Raw genomic sequence first — 23137 nt, 5'->3', positions numbered from 1 at the left:
TCTACAATATTTTGTCAAGTGTGTAGATGTCACTTTCGTTCCTTTTTCTTTGCTGGTCGTCATCCATCTCCCGTTAATTTCTGTGGGCTTTTCTTTTGTTGAGAAATTTAACGGGAGTCCTGTGACGACATTTTAAGATAGTGACCACCGAAATTGTTATAATAGATAACTCAGAACTTTCTCTCGAAATATTAATCACTATTAACTAATTCAACTATGTTTGATGCACTAGCAGAGCGTTTAGAAGACACATGGAAAAAATTGCGTGGTCAGGGAAAAATCTCGCAATCAAATATCCAAGACGCACTACAAGAAGTTAGAAGAGCATTATTAGAAGCCGATGTAAACTTTCAAGTGGTCAAAAGTTTCGTCGCAGAGGTAGAAAAAAACGCCCTCGGTGCAGAAGTAATTTCAGGAGTTAACCCCCAACAACAATTTATTAAAATTGTTTACGATGAATTAGTTAAAGTGATGGGAGAAAGCAATGCTCCCCTTGCCAAAGCACAAAAAGCTCCCACCGTAATTCTTATGGCAGGGTTACAGGGTACAGGTAAAACCACCGCCACGGCAAAACTAGCGCTATATCTACAAAAACAAAAACGCTCCTGTTTAATGGTTGCCACCGACGTATATCGCCCTGCCGCCATCGACCAGTTGATGACCCTAGGGGAGCAGATAAAAATTCCCGTATTCCAACTAGGAAGCGACGCTAACCCCATCGAAATTGCCCGTCAAGGGGTAGCCAGCGCCCAAGAGCAAGGCATCGATACGGTGATTATAGATACCGCAGGACGACTACAGATTGATCAGGACATGATGGGGGAATTATCCCAAATCAAATCCACCGTTAACCCCCATGAAGTCTTGTTAGTGGTGGATGCCATGACAGGGCAAGAGGCGGCCAATTTAACCCGTACTTTCCACGAAGAAATCGGCATTACAGGGGCTATTCTAACCAAGATGGACGGGGACAGCCGAGGGGGTGCCGCTCTATCGGTACGGACAATTTCAGGGCAACCTATTAAATTTATCGGGGTAGGGGAAAAAGTTGAAGCCCTAGAACCTTTTTATCCCGATCGCATGGCTTCCCGTATTCTCAATATGGGTGACATTGTCAGCCTCGTAGAAAAAGCCCAAGAAGAGCTAGACATCGGCGATGTAGAGAAAATGCAACGCAAGATGATGGAGGCAAAATTTGACTTTAACGACTTCGTCAAACAAATGCGTCTGCTCAAAAATATGGGTTCTTTTGCGGGGGTAATGAAACTTATCCCGGGGATGAACAAAATTGGGGCAGGGGCTTTAGAAAAAGGAGAAACCCAGTTAAAAATTACCGAGTCCATCATCAATTCCATGACCAAGGCGGAAAGGGAAAACCCTGAACTGTTGGCAAAATCCCCCAGTCGTCGTCGTCGTATCGCCAAGGGTTCTGGTCATCAAGAAAAAGAAGTTTCTCGGCTCATTAGTGACTTTACTAGGATGCGATCGATGATGCAACAAATGACCACAGGGGGAGGAATGCCAGGGATGCCAGGTATGGGAGGAATGCCGGGGATGGGCGGTTTAGGAGGACTCTTGGGGGGAAATGCCCCGATGCCCGGTTCTCGTGCCAAGGGAGGCGGTAAACCGAAGAAGAAAAAGAAAAAGCGCGGTTTTGCTGATTTGTAAGTTTATACAGGGTGATAGGAAAAGAATTTTTGCTGTGCTAAGGTATCAGTTTTTTAAAAGTTATGGTATTGCATGGTTTCGACAGGATATTTTTTCCCCCATTGCCCATTCCCTAATTAATTGGAACATAAAACCCGATTACATAGTCTTCTGAGATAGAAGCACTTATAATCAACATGGGTACAGAATAAGTTATGGTATCTTCTATTTCGTTATCATGGTCTAGTTTATCAGTTGTTTTACCAAGACAAAGAGTGAAAATAGACCAACTCTCCAACACAGATTTAATACTACGTTGCCAAGAGGGCAACAAACCTGACAGGGTAGCGTTTTCAGAACTCCTTAACCGTTATCAACCCTATGTTGATAAAATCCTTTACAATCTAGCCCCTGATTGGCATGATCGAGCGGATTTAGCTCAGGAGGTGTGGATTCGGGTTTATAAAAATATAAAACGTCTCAATGAACCGAATAAGTTTAAGGGCTGGTTGAGCAGAATTACCACTAATTTGTTTTATGATCAGTTACGTAAAAGAAAACGCCACGCTCCCCCTTTATCTCTGGATGCTTCTATTTCTCGTGGGGATGATGATGATTTAAAATGGGAGATTCCTTCTGATGTTCCTTTACCTGAAGATAATTTAAGCACCGTTGAGTTTTATGATTTGTTGAATAGTGCGATCGCCGATCTCCCTGAAACCTTCCGAGTAACGATTATTCTTAGGGAAATTCAAGGGTTAAGCTATGAAGAAATTGCTGAAATCACCCAAGTTTCTCTAGGCACGGTAAAATCAAGAATAGCAAGGGCTAGAAATCGACTACAACTTTTATTAAAACCATATTTAGAGAATCAAAATTAATTTTATCTGAACTCCTCAAACTTATACACTGTAATTATTATGTCTAATCACTCTTACCCTATCGATAAATGTACTTTTGAACTCCTCAGCGCTTATTTAGATGGGGAGGTGACTCCGGCACAAAGAAAAGAAGTACAAGAATTACTCGCCCAAGATCCTGAAACCCAGGGGCTTTATCGTCGTTTACTGGCCCTACGACAAGAAATTAACAGTTTACCTATCCCTCAACCTGAATATACCCCTCGACAGGTATGTAATGGGGTGTTTGCTCAGTTAGATAAGGAAGAAAAGCAGAAAAAACGTTTAGTGATAGGGGGCGGTGCGATCGCCATTACCCTTTTAGCTACCATCGGCGGATTATTTACAGGAAATCGTAACCCCATCTGGCAAATGGCACAACAATCCTCAGGGGAAGAAGAAAGTTTAATGATTGCCCTTAATGAGCCTCTGATTGAGTTACCTGTTAATCTTGAACAAGAAGTTCTTGATATTCCTCTGGGTCAATCTTTATTGGATATGATCAACGAACCTTAAACAATTGACAATTAATAATGGATAATGGACAATTAAAAAAAGAATATCTGGCATTGCTTAATTATGGTATGAAATATAGTTGAATTACACTAAAAACTAAGACTTCTAAATATTATAACCGTTCCCTATTCCCCGTTCCCTGTTCCCTTCCTCAACGAGAAATCATATCTAAAATCAGTAACGCCAAAAATTTTTGTGAATAACTCCTACCTATACCAATACCCTCCCCTAAAATCAGGAATACTCCTAAAACGATACAAAAGATTTTTAGCCGACATTCAGCTAGACACAGGGGAAGAAATCACCGCCCATTGTGCTAATACAGGGCCTATGATTGGGGTGTGTGAGGTAGGCAGTAGGGTTCAAGTATCCCACAGTGATAACCCTAAAAGAAAATTGGCTCATAGTTGGGAAATGATTGAGTTAGGGGAAAAACAAAAAGTTTGGGTGGGTGTCAATACAGCATTACCCAATAAAATCGTTAAAATTGCCCTCGAAAATAATTTAATTCCTGAATTAGCAGGACAATATGACACCGTAAAAAGTGAAGTTAAATTTGGACAAGATGGCAAAAGTCGTATTGATTTTGTGCTTACGGGAAATGATAATCAAAAACCCATTTATTTAGAAGTAAAAAATACTACCCTCACCGATAAAAATCTTGCCCTATTCCCTGACACAGAAACCACCAGAGGACAAAAACACCTAAGAGAGTTAATAGCCTTGGGTGCTGATGTTATTCCCGTAATGCTTTATTTTATTAACCGTAGTGATTGTGATTTATTTGCCCCGGGCAGACAATTTGATCCTAAATATGGAGAATTATTTGACGAGGCGAGGGAAAAAGGGGTAAAAATCTTACCCTGTCGCTTTGATGTATCCCCAGAGGGGGTTAAATATCTCGGCTTGGCAGAGATTGCCGAATAATAAATGGTCTAAGGTACAATGTAAGTATGGCTATGGAATCACGGCTTAACCATTACCCAAAAAATTTAACTCTTTTAAATAAGTTAAAACTGCTACCATGACTCGGAAAAAAATTTGGCTCTATGATACCACCCTCAGAGATGGCTCTCAACGGGAAGGAATTTCTCTCTCTCTTAATGATAAGTTGCAAATTGTGCGCAAACTTGATGAGATGGGCATTCCTTTCATTGAAGGGGGGTGGCCGGGGGCTAATCCGAAGGATGTGCAGTTTTTTTGGCGCCTTAAGGAAGAACCTTTAAAACAGGCTCAGATTGTGGCATTTTGTTCTACCCGTCGCCCTCACAAAAAAGCGGAAGATGATCCGATGTTGAAGGCAATTTTGGCGGCGAATACCCATTGGGTTACAATTTTTGGTAAGTCTTGGGATTTACACGTTACGGAGGGTTTAAAGACTTCCCTTGATGAGAATATCGCCATGATTAAAGATAGTATCAGTTTTCTGATTTCCCAAAATCGACAGGTAATCTATGATGCCGAACATTGGTTTGATGGTTATAAAGCAAATCCAGACTATGCCTTAGCTACGTTACAAGGGGCGATCGCCTCTGGGGCTAAATGGTTAGTTTTTTGTGATACCAATGGCGGTACTTTACCCCATGAAATTGGGCAGATTGTAGGGGAAGTGGTAGATAAATTAAACCTTAATTTAGATGATCCCGATGGGGTGCAACTAGGTATTCATACTCATAATGATAGCGGTACAGCGGTGGCAAATGCGATCGCCTCGGTGCTAGAAGGCGCAACCATGGTACAAGGAACCATCAACGGTTACGGAGAAAGATGCGGTAACGCTAACCTTTGTACCCTCATCCCAAACCTACAACTAAAACTAGGTTATCATTGCCTAGAACCAGAACAACTAACCCAACTAACCCCCAATAGCCGACTAATAAGCGAAATCGTTAACTTAGCACCCGATGATCATGCCCCCTTCGTAGGACGTTCAGCCTTTGCCCATAAGGGAGGAATCCATGTGTCCGCCGTGGCAAGAAATCCCCTCACCTATGAACATATCGTCCCCGAAAACATTGGCAATGAACGCCGTATCGTCATATCCGATCAATCAGGACTTAGTAACGTACTCTCCAAAGCCCAAAATTTCGGCATTGATTTAGACAAAAATAATCCTAAATGTCGAGAAATTTTACAAAGATTAAAAACCCTAGAACATGAAGGCTATCAATTTGAAGCGGCGGAAGCCAGTTTTGAACTATTAATGTTAGAAGCCCTAGGGCAAAGAAAACAACTATTTGAAATTAAAGGTTTTCAAGTTCACTCCGATATTACCATCACCGAACAAATACCCCATACCCACGCCCTCGCCACCATCAAATTAGTAATGGGTGAAGAGGAATTGCTAGAAGTAGCCGAAGGAAATGGCCCGGTCAGTGCTTTGGATGCCGCCTTGCGTAAAGCCTTGGTCAAATTTTATCCCCAAATTGCCAGTTTTTACCTCACCGATTATAAAGTAAGAATCCTTAACAGTACCGCAGGAACCAACGCTAAGACAAGGGTATTAGTAGAATCCACCAATGGACATCGGCGCTGGAGTACCGTGGGAGTATCTACCAACATTATCGATGCTTCCTATCAAGCCGTGGTAGAGGGTTTAGAATATGGTATAAACCACCTTTTTCAAAACTCAACCATGACGGTGGAAAGTTAATCAATTAACAATGTACAATGTACAAATCATGGGAAAATTAAAAACTCAACTACCATTGATCTTGGGTTTTAACACTCTCACCTATTAACTGTTTGTCCCTCTTCCCTGTTCTGTCTAAATAGAAATTCTATGCCATCTTTACCCACTACCACAAAACATCGTCTCACCAGAATTCCCCAAATTCCCCACGTTTGGGAGGGGGATATTTTCCCCATTGGAGAAATGATTGATAACCTAGAGCCTGAATTACAAGATGACGGTCAGTGTATCCTTTGGGTAGATGCTTCAGAAGGCTTTATTCGTGCTATGGATGTAGTCAGGGGAAATACTGGACCAGAAGCGATGGTAAGGACTTTGTTAAAAGCTATCGAAAAGCCCCACAGTCCAGCTGAACCAGCCCGTCCCCATAAAGTGGTGGTAAGGGATAGAGAATTACAGTTTTTCTTGCGGGGAGCATTGCAGGGGTTAGACATTGATGTAGATTATCGGGGAGATTTACCCCTTCTCGATGAGTTGTGGAAAAATTTACAACAGATTCAGCCCCAAGAGGAGGGAAGTATTCCCCCCAAATTATTAGAAAAACTAGAGGAAAGTGCGATCGCCCTTATGTGGGAACAAGCCCCCTGGACTTTACTAGCTGAATACAATCTCATTGAAATAAAAATTGATGCCTACAACGTAGAATCCTTATACGCCTGTGTTATGGGTATGATGGGGCAAGAATTTGGCGTCATCTTTTATCGCTCCCTTGATTCTATGAAAAAATTTAGACTCATGGCAGGGGAAATGGATGATGATGCCATGGAGGAAGGAGACATTGAAAGAGCTTTTCTACAACAGGATTGCTGGTTTGTGAATTTTTCCCTTGATATGGAAGATGTGGATGAAGATGATGAACTATTACCAGAATTTTTACGACCCTACATCGAGGAAGAATTTCCCCTCCAAGTCATATTTGGTAGTATTCATCCCTACGAAGGTATTCGTCCTTTAGTTGATATTGAAGAATTAGATCCCCTTTATTTAGCCATCGAAGCCCTAGGCAAATTTATTCAAAAAAATAAAAAGCGCCTTGAAAAAGATCCTACCCAACTCATTAACCATAAATACTCCGTAAAACTTCCTTGGAGCAATAATAAGCCCCATCAAGTAACCGTGAAAACCATGCCAGAAGTGACGGCGGAATTAGAATCCCTAGAGGGAGCTTTCAGCGAAGACTTTGAAGAAGATGAAGATACAGATATTATCTCCACTGATTTATTTCCCGATGATTCTGTAGTTTCCTTTGCTTCTTTCCCAGAAAATATTTTGAAGTTTCTCGAGGAAAAACCTTCGGTGTGGGTTGATCGAGAAGGTATCGTTTTTGATGGCCGTAATAGTTCAATTCCCGTATTTATCATCCAAACTACTCGCCCCAAGGGTAAGTTGATAGTGGAGAAATTGAAGGAAGAAAACGGTATCGAACATTTATTTTTTACCTCCGGGGAAAATCCTTATTTTGATGAAATTGTTGAGCTTCCCATGATTAAAACCTATGCGGGAATCAATCATATCATTGCCGAGATTGAAGCAGAGGGATCTACTTTTACTGATATTGTGAAAAAATGGTCTCAGAAAACCAAAAGTTGGCAGGGTAAATGTGCCATTGCGATCGCCATGGGTGCTACGGGAGTAAATAAAGGTAATCCCAAAGAGCGCCACATACTAGGATTTTTTGCCACAGACTTAGTCTCTAAACACCAAGCAGGATTAGATAAACTCATATTAAATATCGAAATGATCTAATAACGACATAAAAAAAATATAATGTGGTTTACCCTAAAGTAAAGCTCCCTAAATACAAACAAAAGCATTATACTAGGTAATCCTTAACTATACCCATTTTGCTTTTTATACCACCTAAATTGTCGTCATAATTTTTCCCCAAGATTTTCTCCCCCACAATTATTTCTCAATTAGCCATAATTCATTGTCAATTGAACCAAAATAGCTTAATATTCACTATCAACCGTCAATCCCTATACTTCTGTGTCTATTTTTAACCCTAATTCTCTAGATCCCAAAACCATCAGCCAGAATTATCAATCTGGTAACTATACCAGTGTTTTAGCGTTAAAAGAAATGATCTCTAACCTCCATAGAGAACAAAATAAAATTCAGAACTTATTGACCTCTCTGAGTTTTGCCCTACGTAATTTTAATAACTTAAATCAGTTTTTGGAACTCACACCCCTGATGGTGACTAGAGTTACCGATGCAGAAGGGGGCGCTTTGGTGTTATATAAAGAAAATAATCAGGTAGAATTAGAGCAATTTTATTGCCAAAATAATCAGCTAAGAGAAAAAATAAATCAGGATTTTTTGGAAGTTATTAAAGAAATAAATGACTACGAAACTAAACATAAATCCCATGAACAATCCCATCCAAAACTAGCTTGTTTTCCCGTATTTGTGCAGGAAAAAATCCATAATCACTTTTCTGGTGATTTACAAATATATAGTAGTCCCGTAGTTAGTAAAAATATTGAAAAAGGACGCTTGTATGTTTTTAGCCCAGATCCTCAATTTTCTTGGACTCAAAGCCGTAAAACCTTAACCCAGTTAGTCTCTGATCAAACCGCCGTGGCGATCGCCAATCATGAACTAACCGTAAAATTAATGTCCAAAGAAAGGCAAGATCGAGAATTAGAAATCGCCTCAGAAATTCAAGTGCGGTTACTTCCTCGCCAATGCCCCACCATCACAGGACTAGAACTCGCCGCCAAATGTGAAACAGCCGATAGGGTAGGAGGAGACTACTACGACTTTATTCCTGCAAACTACGATCAATGGGATCAAGATACCGAACAAGTACCCGACTCCCCCTGTCAATCATGGAGCATTGTTATTGGGGATGTTATGGGCAAAGGAGTCCCCGCAGGATTGATTATGACCATGACGAGGGGAATGTTGAGGGCAGAAGTATTAAACCGTCACTCCCCCGCCCGGGTATTAGAACATCTCAATCGAGTTATGTATGCAGATTTGGATAACTCCCATCGATTTGTAACCTTATTTTATTCTGAATATGATCCTCGTACCCAAACCCTCCGATATGCCAACGCTGCCCATAATCCCCCCCTATATTGGAACGCCTCCACCAACAAAGTAAGGAAACTAGATACCGAAGGGATGTTAGTCGGTTTACAACCCAATTCCAGTTATGAAGATGATGCCGTTAAATTAGGAGTTCATGACACAGTCTTTTACTATACCGATGGTTTAACCGATGCTATCAACCAAAATAACCAAAGATTTGATGAAGAAAATTTGCTCAACTCCTTTAAATATGCCTGTGAAAATTATGATACCTCTCAGGCTATTCTCGATCACATTCTCGGAGAGATTAAAAACTTCATTGGCACCGGTCATTCTAATGTGGACGATATGACCATGATCATTTTACGTCACAAACCCATTGATTCTTGTCCTTGTAGTGACGATTGCTGATGGGAAAATCCTGTAAAAAAAACAACCTAAATTTGTTTACTGTACACCTTTTCGATTAAACTTAAAACTTAAGTTAAAGATAGAAAGAATATGCAAGATAAATTAATGTTGATGATTCCGGGACCTACTCCTGTTCCCGAAAGAGTCTTACTAGCCATGGCTCAACATCCCATCGGACATCGTAGCGGTGATTTTAGTGCCATCATAGGAGAGCTTAATGATAATTTGAAATGGTTACATCAAACCAAAAATGAAGTTTTAACCCTCTGTGTTTCAGGTACTGGGGCGATGGAAGCTGGTATCATCAATTTTTTGAGTGCTGGAGATTCTGTCTTAGTCGGAAACAATGGTAAATTTGGCGAACGCTGGGCCATCATGAGCCGTAAATTCGGTTTAGATGTAGAAGAAGTTACTGCCGAATGGGGAAAACCATTAGATCCTGAAGCCTTTAGAGCAAAACTAGAAGCTGATACCGAGAAAAAAATTAAAGCCGTCATTATTACCCACTCCGAAACCTCTACAGGGGTGCTAAATGACCTTGAAACCATCAACAAACACGTTAAAGCCCATGGGGAAGCCCTCATCATCGTTGATGCTGTCACCAGTTTGGGGGCGGTGGATCTCAAAATTGATGAATTGGCTTTAGATGTGGTGGCATCTGGTTCTCAAAAAGGGTACATGATTCCCCCCGGATTGGGATTTATTTCCGTGAGTGATAAGGCATGGAAGGCTTATGAAACTGCTACCCTACCTAAGTTTTATTTAGATTTAGCTCCCTACAAAAAAGCTAATGCTAAAAATAGTTCTCCTTTTACTCCCCCCATTAATTTAATGTTTGCTCTCCAAGCGGCTTTACAGATGATGAAGGAGGAAGGTTTAGAAAATATTTTTGCCCGTCACAAAAGATTAACTGAGCTTACCAGAAGTAAAGTAAAGGCTTTGGGATTACCTTTGTTTGCCCCTGATGATTGTGCTAGTTATGCCGTTACGGCGGTTGCTCCTGATCAGCATGATGCGGAGGCTATTCGCTCTACTATGCGCAAAAAATATGACATTGCCTTGGCCGGTGGACAGGATCATCTCAAGGGTAAAATTTTCCGTATCGGGCATTTAGGTTTTATGTCTGATCGGGATGTTTTAACTGCTATTTCTGCCCTAGAAGCTACTCTAAAAGAGTTGGGTTAATGGTTTTTGGGGTGATTTCCTTTGTTTTAAGGGCGATCCTGAAAGGATCTGCTCTGCAGGACGCCCCTACCTCTGAAATAGACAGAATTATTGTTGCATTTAAACTTAACTTTCTGCTATAATTGTTAAGTGCAATTGGAGAGGTGGCTGAGCGGTTGAAAGCGGCTTCCTGCTAAGAAGTTGTGGGGTTTATAGCTCCACCGAGGGTTCGAATCCCTCCCTCTCCGTTTTAGAGTAATAAGTAATGAGTATTGATTATTGGAGAGAGGAGTGACTTCAATTATCAATTTATTGCTCCTTGGTGTTCTTTCCATTTCCTCAACAAAATAATACCCAATCCGATTAGTAAAGTTTACTATTGTCCACCGTGTAACAACTGACAATAAACAATTAATATCTTTTGCCTGTTCCCCACCCTAATTAGTATATTATTCAAACAGGATTTTGTATAAAAACCCATTTTTATCAAACCTCATTCCAAATTCTTCAAAGGTAATGATATGATGTTAAGAATATTTAAATTAGGGTCGAAAATTCTTCACCTCTAAGGAAAACTCTAGCTATTCTCAGGCTAGAATTTTTTATTTTTTGATTACTCAACCTTTACCAACCAGAGAAAGTGACTATAACCGAAACTCCCCTCCCTCCTAAGCAAGATCAACCTAATAATAATTCTTCTAACAACGATACAACAAAACGTCAAATGATTCTGATTATTGATTTTGGTTCACAATACTCCGAATTGATTGCCCGTCGCATACGAGAAACGGAAGTTTATTCTGAAGTAATTTCCTATCGCACCAGTGCAGAAAAACTCAAAGAACTTAACCCCAAGGGTATCATTTTATCTGGAGGACCTAATTCTGTATATGATCCATATGCACCCCAATGTGATCCTGAAATATGGAGTCTTGGTATTCCTGTCTTAGGAGTGTGTTACGGTATGCAGCTGATGGTTAAGCAGTTAGGAGGAGGTGTTGAAAGAGCCAAAAGAGGCGAATATGGTAAGGCTTCTTTGTTCATTGATGATCCTACGGACTTGTTAACCAATGTAGAAAATGGCTCTACCATGTGGATGAGTCACGGGGATTCTTGTACCCAATTACCCGAAGGGTTTTCTATCCTTGCCCATACGGATAATACCCCCTGTGCGGCGATCGCCGAGCATGACAAAAAATTATTTGGGGTTCAGTTTCACCCAGAAGTAATTCATTCTGAATATGGTTCGGCTCTTATTCGTAATTTTGTTTACCATATCTGCGGTTGTGAGCCTACTTGGACAACACAAACATTTTTAGAGCAATCCATTGCCGAAATTAGGGAAACCGTCGGGGATAAGAGAGTTTTACTGGCTCTTTCTGGGGGAGTCGATTCTTCTACCCTTGCCTTTTTACTCCACGAAGCCATCGGAGATCAATTAACTTGTATGTTTATTGACCAAGGTTTTATGCGTAAGGGTGAACCCGAAAGATTGGTAGAATTATTTAATGATCAATTCCATATTAATGTAGTGTATGTGAATGGGCGCGATCGCTTTTTAGCCCAAATTGAAGGAGTTACTGACCCTGAAGAAAAACGTCGTAAAATTGGTCATGAATTTATTCAAGTATTTGAAGAAGAATCTACCCGCCTAGGCCCCTTTGATTACCTTGCCCAAGGTACTCTTTATCCTGATGTTATCGAATCTGCTGATACCAATGTAGATCCAAAAACTGGCGAGAGGGTGGCAGTAAAAATTAAGAGCCATCACAACGTAGGAGGCTTACCTAAAAATCTTCGTTTTAAATTGGTGGAGCCTTTACGCAAACTCTTTAAAGATGAGGTTCGCAAACTAGGAAGAGCCATTAATTTACCAGAAGAAATCGTCTCCCGTCATCCTTTCCCCGGACCTGGTTTAGCCATTCGTATCCTAGGGGAAGTTACCGCTGAAAAACTCAACATTCTTCGGGATGCAGATTTTGTGGTGCGGGATGAAATTAAAAAAGCTGGAATGTACCACGACTTTTGGCAAGCCTTTGCCGTACTTTTACCCGTAAAAAGCGTGGGGGTAATGGGAGACAAGCGCACCTATGCTTATCCTATCGTCTTAAGATTAATTACCAGTGAAGATGGCATGACCGCTGACTGGGCAAGACCTCCCTATGATCTACTTGAAACTATCTCTAATCGTATTGTCAATGAGGTGAAAGGAGTTAATCGAGTGGTTTATGATATTACTTCTAAGCCCCCCGGCACCATCGAATGGGAATAGGTAGTTAATTGATAATGGAGAATTGATAATTGATAATTATACTGAATCCGTAGAGAAAACTATACTAAGAAAACGAACAATGGGCTTAAGCCCGTTGCCAATAAACAATAAATAAAAGTACGGTTTATCAATGGGATTTAGTATTATTAGGGGATTTAGATCGCTATTTTCCCCCACATAAAAAATAAGGGCAAGGTTAAATCCTTCGCCCTTTTGAGTATAATTCCATTGTCAACGGAAAAAGTTAACAGCTTAGAGAGGAGCAACTTCGATGGAAATTTCAGCGGTTACTTCAGCGTGTAATTTAATTTGAGCTTTGTAAGTACCGATTCTTTTAATTTCAGGTAATTCTACCGCTTGACGCTCAACGTCTAAACCTGCACTAGCTTTGATTACTTCTACTACATCTTGGGTGGTTACAGTACCGAAGATTGCTTGATCTTCCCCTAATTGTTTACGAATAACAAAGTTGTTGATAGTTTGTAAGGCAGTTTTGCGAGATTTGGCTTCTTCGAGAATAGCGGCTAAACGTTCGGCTTGTTTTGCTCTTCTTTGTTCTACTTGACGTAATACCCCAGCGGTTGCTAATACTCCGAAGCCTTGGGGTACTAAGTAGTTACGGGCATAACCAGGAGCAACATCGACTACGTCTCCTCTTTTACCTAATTTTGTTACGTCTTTATTTAAGACTACTTGTAATCTTTTTGCCATATTAGTTTATGAAATTTTTATAGTTAGCACATTTAGTCACAAATTACAATTATACAGTAATTTATGAAACCATGGGAATTAATTATTTCTTATGGGATGGGAGATAGTTTAATTCTTAATTATTGATTCTCTATTGTCCACTATTTAATCGTGCTTTTTCGATAAGATAGGGAAAGTATTACTATTAAATAATCTTTGCTGAATGTCGATCGCACCTATTTACGGAAATCTACAAGGAATCAAGCCCAACCAACTTAAACAATTACAAAGATTATACCAACAAAGGATCAGGAGCGATCGCCTCACCACCGCAGAATTTGCCGAAAGAATTGCCTCCATCAGTAGTGACCTTAAACAAGCAGTGTGCGTCTATTTAAACCGCCGTGGACAGGTGATCAGAGTGGGGGTGGGTACTCCCCGCCAAACCCAAATTCCTCCCCTAGAATTACCCCGTTACGGAGCGCAGAGACTATCGGGCATCCGTTGTCTGAGTACCTCCATTAAACCCATACCTCCTAGTGAAGCTAGTTTAACCGCCATGGCAAGGCAAAGGTTAGATGCTCTTTTGGTGTTTACCCTCACAGGGCAAGGGGTACAAAGAAAGGGGGGTGGTGCATCAGGCTTTATCAAAGATGCTTATTTAGCTCATCTTATTCCCGCCCAAGAGAGTCAAAACTATTGGGAAGTATCCCCTGCTCAAGACATAGAGGCGATCGCCCAGCAAGACTTCCTCACCCTTGTAGATAGTTTAGAAGAAGAATTAAGTCGGGAATTCGTCGCCCAAGAAGTAGATGACTCCCAAGAGCGAGTATTATTAGTAGGGCTAATGACAGACCGCATAACACCCCAAAAATTTAACGACAGTCTCCAAGAACTACAAAGACTCGTAGAAAGTGCTGGGGGAAAAGTATTAGCCACCCTAGAACAAAAAAGGAGTCAACCCCACCCTCAAACCCTTGTGGGGGCAGGAAAAGTAGAAGAAATCGCCCTCCAAGTCCAGAGTATGGGCGCGAATTTAGTGGCATTTGACCGAGATTTATCCCCCTCCCAAGCCCGAAACCTCGAAACCCAGTTCGGCGTAAAAGTAGTCGATCGCACCGAAGTAATTTTAGATATATTTGCCCAAAGGGCGCAGTCACGGGCAGGAAAGCTACAGGTAGAATTAGCCCAACTAGAATATATGCTACCCCGTCTTAAAGGTAGAGGAAGAGCCATGTCAAGGCTAGGGGGTGGAATCGGGACCAGAGGGCCAGGAGAAACCAAGCTAGAAACCGAAAGAAGAGCAATCCAAAAACGTATTACCCGCCTTCAGCAAGAAGTAAATCAACTCCAAAGCCATCGCGCCCGTATGCGTCAACAAAGACAACACGAAGAAATACCCACCGTGGCGATCGTTGGTTATACCAACGCAGGAAAATCAACCCTCATAAACGCCCTCACCAACGCCGAAGTATATACCGCAGACCAACTCTTTGCCACCCTAGACCCCACCACCCGCCGATTAACCATCATGAATCAAAATACAGGGGAATCTAGCACCATTTTATTAACCGATACCGTGGGCTTCATCCATGAATTACCCCCTTCCTTGGTGGACTCCTTTCGGGCAACCCTAGAAGAAGTTACCGAAGCCGATGCCCTCCTCCATGTGGTGGATTTATCCCACCCCGCTTGGCAAAGTCACATTGAATCAGTAAAAAAAATCATTGGAGAAATGCCCCTAGCCCCCGCCGAAGAATTAATCGCCTTCAACAAAATTGACCAAGCAGATATTGAACACTTAGAATTAGCAAAAGAAGAATATCCCACAGCGATTTTTATTTCAGCCAAAGAGCGCATTGGTTTTGATAATTTACGCTCTCGGTTAATGGGGCAGGGGTGATTTATTCTAAAATTTTTTGGTTAGGGCGGGGAACAGGGAACGGGGAATAGGGAACAGTTTTCGACGGTTTATAACCCTTCTTCCACGGGGGGATACTCAAGGGAAACTTTACCTAAATAACCCTTGCGAAAATCCTGCAAAATTTGACGAGCTACCCTTTCTTGATCATTTTGATACTTAGTTTGCGCTAACTTAATGATAAATTCTTCCCCCGTCATGTCCAAAGCATCTAAACCATAACGTTCTTTTAAAACATTATCAGTACCAAGATTGACCAATAAATCCACAAACTGTTGAGCAACTTCCTGATTATTGTAAGCCGCCTCTCCAATGTCCTCACAAATAGCTAACTTTAGGGCATCTTCCTGATTTTCTAACTTGAGGGGAATAATCCCGGGGGCATCAAGCAACTCTATATCCTTAGAAATTCTTACCCACTGCAACTGCCTCGTCACCCCTGCTTTTCTCGCACTAGCCACTATCTTTCTATTAAGGAGACGATTAATAAGTGCAGACTTACCCACATTCGGAAAACCAATCACCACCGCACGTACAGGACGAGGTAACATTCCCCTACTTCTGCGTCTTGCGTTAACGTCCGTGCCACAACCTTGGGAAGCCTTATTAATAGCTTTTACCCCTTTCCCATCCTTCGCATTAGTAAAAAAAGGAATTTCTCCTTGGACTTGAAACCAATTTTGCCACTCCTGTTTAAGACTATTGGTGATCATATCCTCTCGATTCAAAATCAACAGACGGGGCTTTTCGCCAATCCATTCTTTCACTTGGGGATGATGGGAAGCAAGAGGAATACGGGCATCTCGCACTTCTAACACAACATCAACTCGTTTTAATTGTTCTTTGAGTTGTCTTTCTGCCTTGCTGATGTGTCCGGGATACCATTGAATTAGTGTCATAACAAATAATATTGTTAACTGAAATTGCTGTTTACCTGTAATTGAGTATTATTAATTGAAGTGGTAGTTTTATTACTTTCTAAACTTAAAAACGTTCAAATCTTTACAGATAAACAATTATAGCTTAAATACGCCCATAATAATATTTATGGCAGTGAAAGCCATTGAGCGTATTGGTTTCCTGTTTTAAAATTTACAAGATTTATAAAGAACCTAAATAGCCACTATTTGATAAAAAAGTTTCTAAATCAGTAATAAAATTATCTCCAAAATAGTCGTTAGCACTATTATCGATTTCCATACGTCTTTGTATCAAGGCTTTTGCCTCTGGATATTCTCCTAATAAACTTTTTATTCCTGCATAGGCTGCCATATAGCCAAAATATTCGGTATTTTCTTCACCGCTACGCTCAATTACTGTATTCCATACACTCAGGGCCTGTTGTCTTAGATAGTTGGGGTGTTGTAGGGTAACATCTTGTAATCCATCGGGGGTAAAACTCATTACTCTGGTGGGTGCAGCAGAAGCCGCCCCTGAGCTAAATTGATAACCAAATCTGCCATCGAGGGCTATGGCCTCAAGGATTCCATTATTGTTGATGTCTTCAAAATCAAAACAAGCGTTAAAGCGATGGGGGTTTTCTCTATCTACGTCGGAGATGTTCAAATTGGTAGCGTTAATTCGGGTGGCGCCAGAGGAAATATTATCGTCGAAAACCATCATATTGTTCACCATGCAGTTGTTGAAACCATTGCCATAGGTAACGTAGTCAATTAATAGAGAGGGATTTTGTTGATGGTATAGGGGTAAAAGACTAACGGTGATGCTGGTGGAAATGCCTATAAATTCATCAATGGCAATGATATGATTTCTTCCTTGGTTATCTAATACTTCAATGCGGGAGTTATTTTTATTATTCCCAACATCAAATGTGAGGCGATAGGTATTAGAGTTGTGGGTTATTTCTTCTTCAAATTGGCAACCATTCGCACCATTGGGAAAGACACTAAAAAGCGATTTATGGTGGGAGTTATTGGTGATGGTACATTCTTCTATTTCTCGATATTCTTGGGCTAGGGTGGATTTCCCGAACAGCAGAAGGGCAAGAAGGTTATAAAATAGTATTTGTGAGCATAAAGCTATAGGTCTGTTCATAGTCAATGGTTTTTGATGGTTGGACAAAATCTCTTTTTTTACTTGTTTTTAATAATCTCGGGTAAAATTAGATGGTAAATGAAAGTATTATGTTAATTTTAATAGTTAGGAAAAAATTATGTCTAGTGTAAGTTATTTAATTGTTAATACCGTTGTTAATTTTATTCAATTATATTTGGTATTAATTTTTGTAAGAATTTTGTTGAGTTGGTTTCAAACGGCTGAATGGGCAGGAAAGGTTATTTCTTTTGTAGCTCCTATTACAGATCCTTATCTTAATATTTTTCGTTCTGTTATACCCCCTTTAGGAGGTATTGATTTTTCGGCTATTTTAGCTATTTTTGTGTTGCAGTTAATCCCTGGACTTTTAACTTCTTTGGTACGCACTGGGGGCGGTTTCTAGGTTAGAAGGAAGGATAAACACTACTAGAAAAGCCTGTGGCTTTAAACTGTTTGAGTTTAAGGGGGGTGGGTTGATTTGAGGGAACACTGATTCTCAGTTCAAATTCGCTCACTCCGGGGGGAACTTCGGGTAATGCTCCTAGGCGGGTTCGGTTTTGTAGGGCTGGTTCGTTGTTGGCATCATATACTCTACCAAATACGTCGGCATCATAGAGGGTTTTTCCTGATGTATTGTTGGTTTTTCCTGTGATGAGGTAGCAGGTGGCGGGTAAGGCACTTCCTCCGCTGGTAACGCTTCCTTCTCCGACTCCTTCGGGACAGTCTTTGTAACCAATATCTGTTATTTTTATCTGGATTAGGGCTTGGACTGGACTAGGGGCGATCGCACTTATCCCTAAACAAAAGATAGTAACGGTGAGAATAATAAAAAGTTTTTTCAACATAAATTTTTTTTTTAATAAAAATCAAGATCCATTTCATAATAACTCTAGTTCGGGATTAAATTTTTGGCGTTGGTGAATTAAGGTATGATTTTTTGTTTAGTTCGCCAATGGACAATAATAATAGTTCTAGTATTAGATATTTGCTGTAGTTCAATAATGTTGCATACCAAAAATAGGCAACACTAAATTTTTAAATCCAATAAGCCATCTTCTTTTAGTTTGGGGTTAAAACGCACTTCAAAGTTTACTCCCCGCCCATGCAACTGATTTTTGATCACTTCTTCGTATCTACGGGCTACTTTTTTAAGAAGTTTAATTTTTCCTAATTCATCCGATGAGTTATACTGCTGTTTATCTTCATCTGTCATGGTGGTTTTCGTGTCAATGGGCTGATTCCATAAACTCTCATCTTCTCCATTCCCTGAAGGGGTAGAGCCATTTTCTTCTAGCCACTTTTGCTTAATCTCTTCAAGAATACTACGACTAGGACGATCAATTATGTAATATTTCAACCAAAAACACTTCTGGGGTTGTCTGATCAAATGTTGCTTTAAACTCAATAACAAATTGCGAGAGTAGCCGATATATTCTAGTTTTTTATCATTATTAAAAATAGCATATAATCCTATTTTTCCTGTTAATTCATCATTAATATATCCTTCCTCATTCAAATAAGAGATATACGGTATATTACTTAAGGTACTTTGTTCTATATTATTAGTCATTTTTTAAAATTTAATAAAAAATCAGCTTTCAGTTTCATAAAATAAAAATATAAAACCAAAAACTGATTTATGGTGACAAAAAATATTACTTATTAATTTGAGAAGCAATATCTTTAAAAAGTTTAAGACTACCCCCGGGGCGACGACGAGCTTGGGGAATATCATTACTGATATATTGCCCTGCAAAAGTTACACTTTCTTCTGAGGGGGTACTACCATTATCTGCATTAGGGGTACTATAATTTTTAATAGCTTTTACCCATTCTGGTTGATCGCTGTAGCTGTTGACCTCAGGTTTGGGGGCAGGGGTAGAGGATGGTTTTTTTTGCCCTTGGGGTTGATTATTTTCGGGGGGTTTTTCTGAGGATTTCACTGTGGGAGTTTCGGGGGCTTGATCGGCTACTTCAACTTCTAAAAAGTATTTAGGTTGACTTTTTTTGCCTGACAAAATCTTTTTTAATACCATGATTGCGTAAGTTATATTCGGTTAGAAATGAATGATTTATTTATGATTTAAGGATATTTCACCCCATACCTAAAAATATATCAGAATATGTCACTATCTACAATTTATTAATGATATTTATTCGCTATTTTATGTACACTTCAGGGCGTTGGTATTATGAGTAATTATACGCATATATTGTCCTTAAAAGTGACCGCAGATTTGCCATGGAGAGTAAGATTATTATTGACAATAAATCAGGGGTAATTGATAATAAACAGGAGATAAAAAAGGGGCAAATTAGGAGCTATCTTGATATGAGTTTTGGTGACGAGGTCAAAGTTGTATTGGTGGAACCTGCGGGAGATCGTAATATTGGTTCCATTGCACGGGTAATGAAGAATATGGGTTTAACTCGTTTGGTGTTGGTGAATCCTCAGTGTGATCATTTATCCGAGGATGGGAGGGTGATGGCGGTTCATGCTTCCGATATTTTGGAGGGGGCTTTGGTGGTGGAATCTTTACCCGATGCCCTGAAAGGTTGTCAAAGGGCGATCGCCACTACTGCCCGTCCGAGGGGAATTCCTACGAAACTAGAAACCCCTAGGGAAGCTTTACAATGGTTAATTGAGAAAAATATTTCCTCCGCTCTAATTTTTGGTCCTGAAGATAGGGGATTAAGTAACCAAGAATTGAGCTATGCCCAGCGTTTTATCTGTATTCCTAGTAATCCAGAATACCCATCCCTCAACCTTGCCCAAGCCGTGGGGGTATGTGCCTATGAACTATATCAATATTACCATTCCCAAACCAGCCCCGAACCTGGGGAACAAGCCCCCGAATTAGCGTCCCTGGAGGCGCTCGAAGGATACTATCAACACCTAGAATCTGTTTTACTAAAAATTAACTATCTTTATCCCCACACCGCCGCCACCAAAATGGAAAAGTTCCGTCGCTTGATGAACAGAACAAAACTACAACCCCAGGAAGTAGCTATGCTGAGGGGAATATTACGCCAAGCCGAATGGGCTATCAAAGAGCATCCCAAAAACTAAGAAAAAAAACCGACATCGCTGTCGGTAAAATCTTTGTTGTCATATAATCTTGAGGAAACCTTTGTAACGATTATCCAAGTCGTCTTTAGATTTCTTTACATTTAATTGTAACAAAAAGTACATATTTTGCCAATGTTGTTGTCATCGTTTCCTCAAAATTGTTCATGGTAAACAAAAGAAAGTTAACCCATATTATTCTCAGGATCTAAAGTTACCGTAGCAGAAGGGGTGGAAACCAAATCTTCTTTCGATTTAACATTTCTAGATCTATTAACGGTCAAAGATTTATCATCAGGACTAACAATTCCCCCAGAAATTAAGACCTTAAAAGCATCTTCGATGGAGATAGGAACAGTTTTAACCTCATCTTCTGGAACAATTACATACCAGCCAGAAGTAGGATTCGGGGTAGTGGGGACAAATACACTGAGCATGGTTTCAGAAAAATTAGTCTGGATAATGCTACTAACTTTGCCCGTAACAAATCCCATGGTCCATAAACCCTTGCGGGGATATTCAACTAATACTACCCGACGAAATTTCGTTTGGGAGTCTTGAAATAGAGTTTCCAGAATTTGCTTTAAGGTTTTATAAACCGAACCAGCCAAGGGAATAGCCTGAAGGATTTGCTCCCCCACATCGAGCAACCAACGCCCTGCGATGTTACGAGCCATCAAGCCGATGATCATAATAAATACGAGGGGAACGGTTAAACCGACGGCAAAATTGAGAAAATCGGTCAATAGGGGGTTAAATCCATCAAAAGGGTTAATTTGCTTCGGTATTCTGGTAAGAAATTTAATCGCCCAGTTAGCCATTAAATAGCTCAACCAGATAGTGGCGGCTAGGGGAATGACCACCAATAAACCAGCGATTAAATCATTTTTTAAGTCTTGTTTTATGCGTTCTAACACAAACTACCTACTTATTTTTTGAGGGTTATTTATAAATGATGGTATGAATCCATTATTGATCTACCATTATCTACCCTTGTTTATTTAGTGTCAACTAGAGGGAGGTTTCGGAGTTCCATACATAGAGCCTTTGATACCGAGCCAACCTAAAGCTATATAACCCACGGATAACATAAAACTATTAATTCCTGTTCTCAGGGTTTGTCTTAGGGCTTGGGTTTGTGCGTTTTGTTTTTCTTGTCTTTGTACTTCCCTTAGTTCGGTTTGTAGGCGAGTTCTGGTTTCTTCTAATCTGTTGTCTAATTCTTCGGGGCTTTGGGATAGTTCTAGGAGTTGTTGTAGTTGATCTCTTTGGGAGGTGATGGCTTGTAATTCTTGGGGGTTTAGTTGTTGTCCTTGAATATTGCCTCCGCTATTAATCACTTGATTTCTTTGTTCAATCTCTGATTGGAGTTGTTGTGGGTTACGGGCGATCGCATCTAACTGTTCAATAAACCCTTGAATTTCTTCCTCCTGAGCCGATGCTCTTTGGTCAATTTCTTGAATAAACTGGGCGCTAACGTTACTGATATTACTCAAATGAATGGGTACAATCAACAAGAAAAGCAATCCTAACAGACTAGAGATAATAAAAACAGGTAATCTCACCGCCTTTGAAGGGGGAGCAGCATTAGGAGTGTTATCAGTTATCCACCATCCAAGGATTAATAAAACCACCGCCAATAAGGGAACAACCCCTCGATCTACGATGGTATTAGCAAAATTAATTTGCCAGTTTCTATCTGCTAGTTGTAAAGGAATAGCTAGAAATAGGTAATCAATGAGGGCGGAAACAAAAATAATAACCCCCACTAATTTCAACCCCAAAGATGTAAAATTCGTAGTAATTTTCATAAAGTTTTATCTAAGTATTTTTTAAATTAGCTAATACTATCATGACAGAGTTGCAACTGCCATGAAATCAAAACCAAATATGTATTTATCGTGTTGCTTGTTTTGGTTATACAACATCACTGAACTAGAGCAAATATATAATACTAGAACTATTATTACTATTGCCCATTGCCGAACCAAACTAAAAATCATACCTTAATTCACCAACGCCTTATTTATTAGTAACCCCAAGGCTTAGTAATTTGAGAGGAACGAAATTTTGCTAAATCAGGAGGATTTCTTTAAAATCTTGATGTCACAGCCGTTTACTCTCCATGGTAAAAAAAAATTAGCAAAAAAAGAACAATCCTTGATATATTTGCTAATATTAGTAAGTCCAATTTTAATCGAGAATAGATGTATGTTAGCTCCTGATAGACCTTCTCCACGGAAACCATTGAGTTCTATTAAACAGAGGAATTATGTAAGTTGTCAATCTGTGACTTATTATAGGGAGAATAACCTACCGAATAAAAGGGTCAGAAGTCGTAAACAGCAGGAAGTTAACCCCGTTGTTATTACCCCAAAAAAAGTTCAAATTCCTTTTTGGTTAAATTTTTTTAACTTTATTACTAATACATTCAGCGGTTTCTCGATTATCACCGTCATAGGTTGTTTTGTGGTTTATGGCTTGACGGTGTCAGCCCCTAGTGAATGGACAAAAAGATATAGAAGTTTGCAGGAGTTGCAAAAAAGAGAAAGACAACTTACTTTTAATAATGAAGTAATAAAAAATCAATTAGCCCAAGAGGCTAGGGAAGCTAACTCAGGGTTAGTTACTCCTGATTTAAGTCAGACCCCTGTTTTTTTACCTCAAACCGATGTAAAACCTTTGGATAAGGAATTGCCTGTGACTTCTTCTCCTAAAAGGATTGAACCTATTTTTCCCATCGCCTATTAGTTTTTTTATATGG

General features: G+C 40.0%; 21 protein-coding genes and 1 tRNA gene. 14 read left to right on the top strand and 8 right to left on the bottom strand.

The genetic code is table 11. From position 1 onward, the window contains the following. Positions 1-216: 216 nt before the first annotated feature. The 10 genes from ffh to guaA all read left to right on the top strand — a co-directional run bounded on the left by ffh (position 217) and on the right by guaA (position 12640). Positions 217-1668, top strand: coding sequence for a signal recognition particle protein (gene ffh, locus ACXITR_RS05010; protein WP_457996133.1), 1452 nt, complete (start codon positions 217-219; stop codon positions 1666-1668). A 194-nt stretch (positions 1669-1862) separates the two neighbouring features. Continuing rightward, on the top strand, positions 1863-2528 hold the full coding sequence (locus ACXITR_RS05005) for a sigma-70 family RNA polymerase sigma factor (RefSeq protein WP_457996132.1): 666 nt from the start codon (positions 1863-1865) through the stop codon (positions 2526-2528). Positions 2529-2567: 39 nt separating this feature from the next. Further along, on the top strand, positions 2568-3062 hold the full coding sequence (locus tag ACXITR_RS05000; RefSeq protein ID WP_457996131.1) for an anti-sigma factor family protein: 495 nt from the start codon (positions 2568-2570) through the stop codon (positions 3060-3062). 195 nt (positions 3063-3257) lie between these two features. Then, positions 3258-3989, top strand: a complete 732-nt coding sequence (gene sfsA / locus ACXITR_RS04995; RefSeq protein ID WP_457996130.1) for a DNA/RNA nuclease SfsA — start codon at positions 3258-3260, stop codon at positions 3987-3989. A 97-nt stretch (positions 3990-4086) separates the two neighbouring features. Next, positions 4087-5715 (top strand): citramalate synthase, encoded by a 1629-nt coding sequence (gene cimA, locus ACXITR_RS04990; protein WP_457996129.1) that lies wholly within the window; start codon positions 4087-4089, stop codon positions 5713-5715. 129 nt (positions 5716-5844) lie between these two features. Continuing rightward, positions 5845-7500, top strand: a complete 1656-nt coding sequence (locus tag ACXITR_RS04985) for a DUF6930 domain-containing protein (protein WP_457996128.1) — start codon at positions 5845-5847, stop codon at positions 7498-7500. A gap of 243 nt (positions 7501-7743) precedes the next feature. Continuing rightward, positions 7744-9204 carry a GAF domain-containing SpoIIE family protein phosphatase gene (locus ACXITR_RS04980; RefSeq protein ID WP_457996127.1) on the top strand — a complete coding sequence of 487 codons (1461 nt, stop codon included), beginning with the start codon at positions 7744-7746 and terminating at the stop codon, positions 9202-9204. A 90-nt stretch (positions 9205-9294) separates the two neighbouring features. After that, entirely contained in the window at positions 9295-10389 is a 1095-nt protein-coding gene (locus tag ACXITR_RS04975) for a pyridoxal-phosphate-dependent aminotransferase family protein (RefSeq protein WP_457996126.1), read from the top strand. A 137-nt stretch (positions 10390-10526) separates the two neighbouring features. Further along, a tRNA-Ser gene (locus ACXITR_RS04970) sits at positions 10527-10616 on the top strand. A 476-nt stretch (positions 10617-11092) separates the two neighbouring features. Continuing rightward, positions 11093-12640 carry a glutamine-hydrolyzing GMP synthase gene (guaA, locus tag ACXITR_RS04965; RefSeq protein WP_457996135.1) on the top strand — a complete coding sequence of 516 codons (1548 nt, stop codon included), beginning with the start codon at positions 11093-11095 and terminating at the stop codon, positions 12638-12640. Between the two features lie 252 nt (positions 12641-12892). Here the strand turns inward: guaA and rplI are convergent, their stop codons facing one another. After that, positions 12893-13351: a 50S ribosomal protein L9 gene (gene rplI, locus ACXITR_RS04960; RefSeq protein WP_457996125.1), complete on the bottom strand. Its 459-nt coding sequence runs from the start codon at positions 13349-13351 to the stop codon at positions 12893-12895. A 202-nt stretch (positions 13352-13553) separates the two neighbouring features. Here rplI and hflX point away from each other — a divergent pair, with 202 nt between their 5' ends. Next, positions 13554-15233, top strand: coding sequence for a GTPase HflX (gene hflX / locus ACXITR_RS04955; RefSeq protein WP_457996124.1), 1680 nt, complete (start codon positions 13554-13556; stop codon positions 15231-15233). A 68-nt stretch (positions 15234-15301) separates the two neighbouring features. Here the strand turns inward: hflX and ylqF are convergent, their stop codons facing one another. Together ylqF and ACXITR_RS04945 are read right to left on the bottom strand one after the other, a co-directional pair. Continuing rightward, a complete protein-coding gene (gene ylqF, locus ACXITR_RS04950; RefSeq protein WP_457996123.1) occupies positions 15302-16150 on the bottom strand; it encodes a ribosome biogenesis GTPase YlqF in 849 nt (282 codons plus the stop codon). Positions 16151-16352: 202 nt separating this feature from the next. Next, positions 16353-17306, bottom strand: a complete 954-nt coding sequence (locus ACXITR_RS04945; RefSeq protein WP_457996122.1) for a hypothetical protein — start codon at positions 17304-17306, stop codon at positions 16353-16355. A gap of 118 nt (positions 17307-17424) precedes the next feature. Here ACXITR_RS04945 and ACXITR_RS04940 point away from each other — a divergent pair, with 118 nt between their 5' ends. Next, entirely contained in the window at positions 17425-17709 is a 285-nt protein-coding gene (locus ACXITR_RS04940) for a YggT family protein (RefSeq protein ID WP_457996121.1), read from the top strand. A gap of 1 nt (position 17710) precedes the next feature. On the opposite strand, the gene ACXITR_RS04935 is transcribed toward ACXITR_RS04940, so the two are convergent. The 3 genes from ACXITR_RS04935 to ACXITR_RS04925 form a co-directional block, all read right to left on the bottom strand. Then, complete coding sequence (locus ACXITR_RS04935; protein ID WP_457996120.1) at positions 17711-18151, bottom strand: hypothetical protein; 441 nt, start codon at positions 18149-18151, stop codon at positions 17711-17713. A gap of 182 nt (positions 18152-18333) precedes the next feature. Then, a complete protein-coding gene (locus ACXITR_RS04930; protein ID WP_457996119.1) occupies positions 18334-18876 on the bottom strand; it encodes a GIY-YIG nuclease family protein in 543 nt (180 codons plus the stop codon). An 85-nt stretch (positions 18877-18961) separates the two neighbouring features. Continuing rightward, positions 18962-19342 carry a hypothetical protein gene (locus ACXITR_RS04925; protein WP_457996118.1) on the bottom strand — a complete coding sequence of 127 codons (381 nt, stop codon included), beginning with the start codon at positions 19340-19342 and terminating at the stop codon, positions 18962-18964. 296 nt (positions 19343-19638) lie between these two features. Here ACXITR_RS04925 and ACXITR_RS04920 point away from each other — a divergent pair, with 296 nt between their 5' ends. Then, a complete protein-coding gene (locus tag ACXITR_RS04920; RefSeq protein ID WP_457996134.1) occupies positions 19639-20376 on the top strand; it encodes an RNA methyltransferase in 738 nt (245 codons plus the stop codon). 182 nt (positions 20377-20558) lie between these two features. Here ACXITR_RS04920 and ACXITR_RS04915 read toward each other — a convergent pair whose 3' ends face one another. Both ACXITR_RS04915 and ACXITR_RS04910 read right to left on the bottom strand, forming a co-directional pair. After that, positions 20559-21290 (bottom strand): DUF502 domain-containing protein, encoded by a 732-nt coding sequence (locus ACXITR_RS04915; RefSeq protein WP_457996117.1) that lies wholly within the window; start codon positions 21288-21290, stop codon positions 20559-20561. Between the two features lie 90 nt (positions 21291-21380). Next, positions 21381-22184 carry an HpsJ family protein gene (locus ACXITR_RS04910; protein WP_457996116.1) on the bottom strand — a complete coding sequence of 268 codons (804 nt, stop codon included), beginning with the start codon at positions 22182-22184 and terminating at the stop codon, positions 21381-21383. Between the two features lie 478 nt (positions 22185-22662). Here ACXITR_RS04910 and ACXITR_RS04905 point away from each other — a divergent pair, with 478 nt between their 5' ends. Continuing rightward, complete coding sequence (locus ACXITR_RS04905; protein ID WP_457996115.1) at positions 22663-23124, top strand: hypothetical protein; 462 nt, start codon at positions 22663-22665, stop codon at positions 23122-23124. Positions 23125-23137: the final 13 nt, after the last annotated feature.

This window comes from Cyanobacterium sp., from assembly GCF_054166785.1.
The sequence above is the reverse complement of the archived record's forward strand: the minus strand, read 5'-3'. Positions and strand labels throughout refer to the sequence as shown.

Bases quoted from the DNA above. Each gene is read 5' to 3' on its own strand.
- ACXITR_RS04925 (WP_457996118.1), bottom strand. From the start codon at position 19,342: ATGGTATTAAAAAAGATTTTGTCAGGCAAAAAAAGTCAACCTAAATAC.
- ACXITR_RS04985 (WP_457996128.1), top strand. From the start codon at position 5,845: ATGCCATCTTTACCCACTACCACAAAACATCGTCTCACCAGAATTCCC.
- hflX (WP_457996124.1), top strand. From the start codon at position 13,554: ATGTCGATCGCACCTATTTACGGAAATCTACAAGGAATCAAGCCCAAC.
- rplI (WP_457996125.1), bottom strand. From the start codon at position 13,351: ATGGCAAAAAGATTACAAGTAGTCTTAAATAAAGACGTAACAAAATTA.
- ffh (WP_457996133.1), top strand. From the start codon at position 217: ATGTTTGATGCACTAGCAGAGCGTTTAGAAGACACATGGAAAAAATTG.
- ACXITR_RS04940 (WP_457996121.1), top strand. From the start codon at position 17,425: ATGTCTAGTGTAAGTTATTTAATTGTTAATACCGTTGTTAATTTTATT.
- ylqF (WP_457996123.1), bottom strand. From the start codon at position 16,150: ATGACACTAATTCAATGGTATCCCGGACACATCAGCAAGGCAGAAAGA.
- ACXITR_RS04920 (WP_457996134.1), top strand. From the start codon at position 19,639: ATGAGTTTTGGTGACGAGGTCAAAGTTGTATTGGTGGAACCTGCGGGA.
- ACXITR_RS04945 (WP_457996122.1), bottom strand. From the start codon at position 17,306: ATGAACAGACCTATAGCTTTATGCTCACAAATACTATTTTATAACCTT.
- ACXITR_RS04975 (WP_457996126.1), top strand. From the start codon at position 9,295: ATGCAAGATAAATTAATGTTGATGATTCCGGGACCTACTCCTGTTCCC.
- ACXITR_RS05005 (WP_457996132.1), top strand. From the start codon at position 1,863: ATGGTATCTTCTATTTCGTTATCATGGTCTAGTTTATCAGTTGTTTTA.
- ACXITR_RS04935 (WP_457996120.1), bottom strand. From the start codon at position 18,151: ATGTTGAAAAAACTTTTTATTATTCTCACCGTTACTATCTTTTGTTTA.
- ACXITR_RS04910 (WP_457996116.1), bottom strand. From the start codon at position 22,184: ATGAAAATTACTACGAATTTTACATCTTTGGGGTTGAAATTAGTGGGG.
- guaA (WP_457996135.1), top strand. From the start codon at position 11,093: ATGATTCTGATTATTGATTTTGGTTCACAATACTCCGAATTGATTGCC.
- ACXITR_RS05000 (WP_457996131.1), top strand. From the start codon at position 2,568: ATGTCTAATCACTCTTACCCTATCGATAAATGTACTTTTGAACTCCTC.
- cimA (WP_457996129.1), top strand. From the start codon at position 4,087: ATGACTCGGAAAAAAATTTGGCTCTATGATACCACCCTCAGAGATGGC.
- ACXITR_RS04930 (WP_457996119.1), bottom strand. From the start codon at position 18,876: ATGACTAATAATATAGAACAAAGTACCTTAAGTAATATACCGTATATC.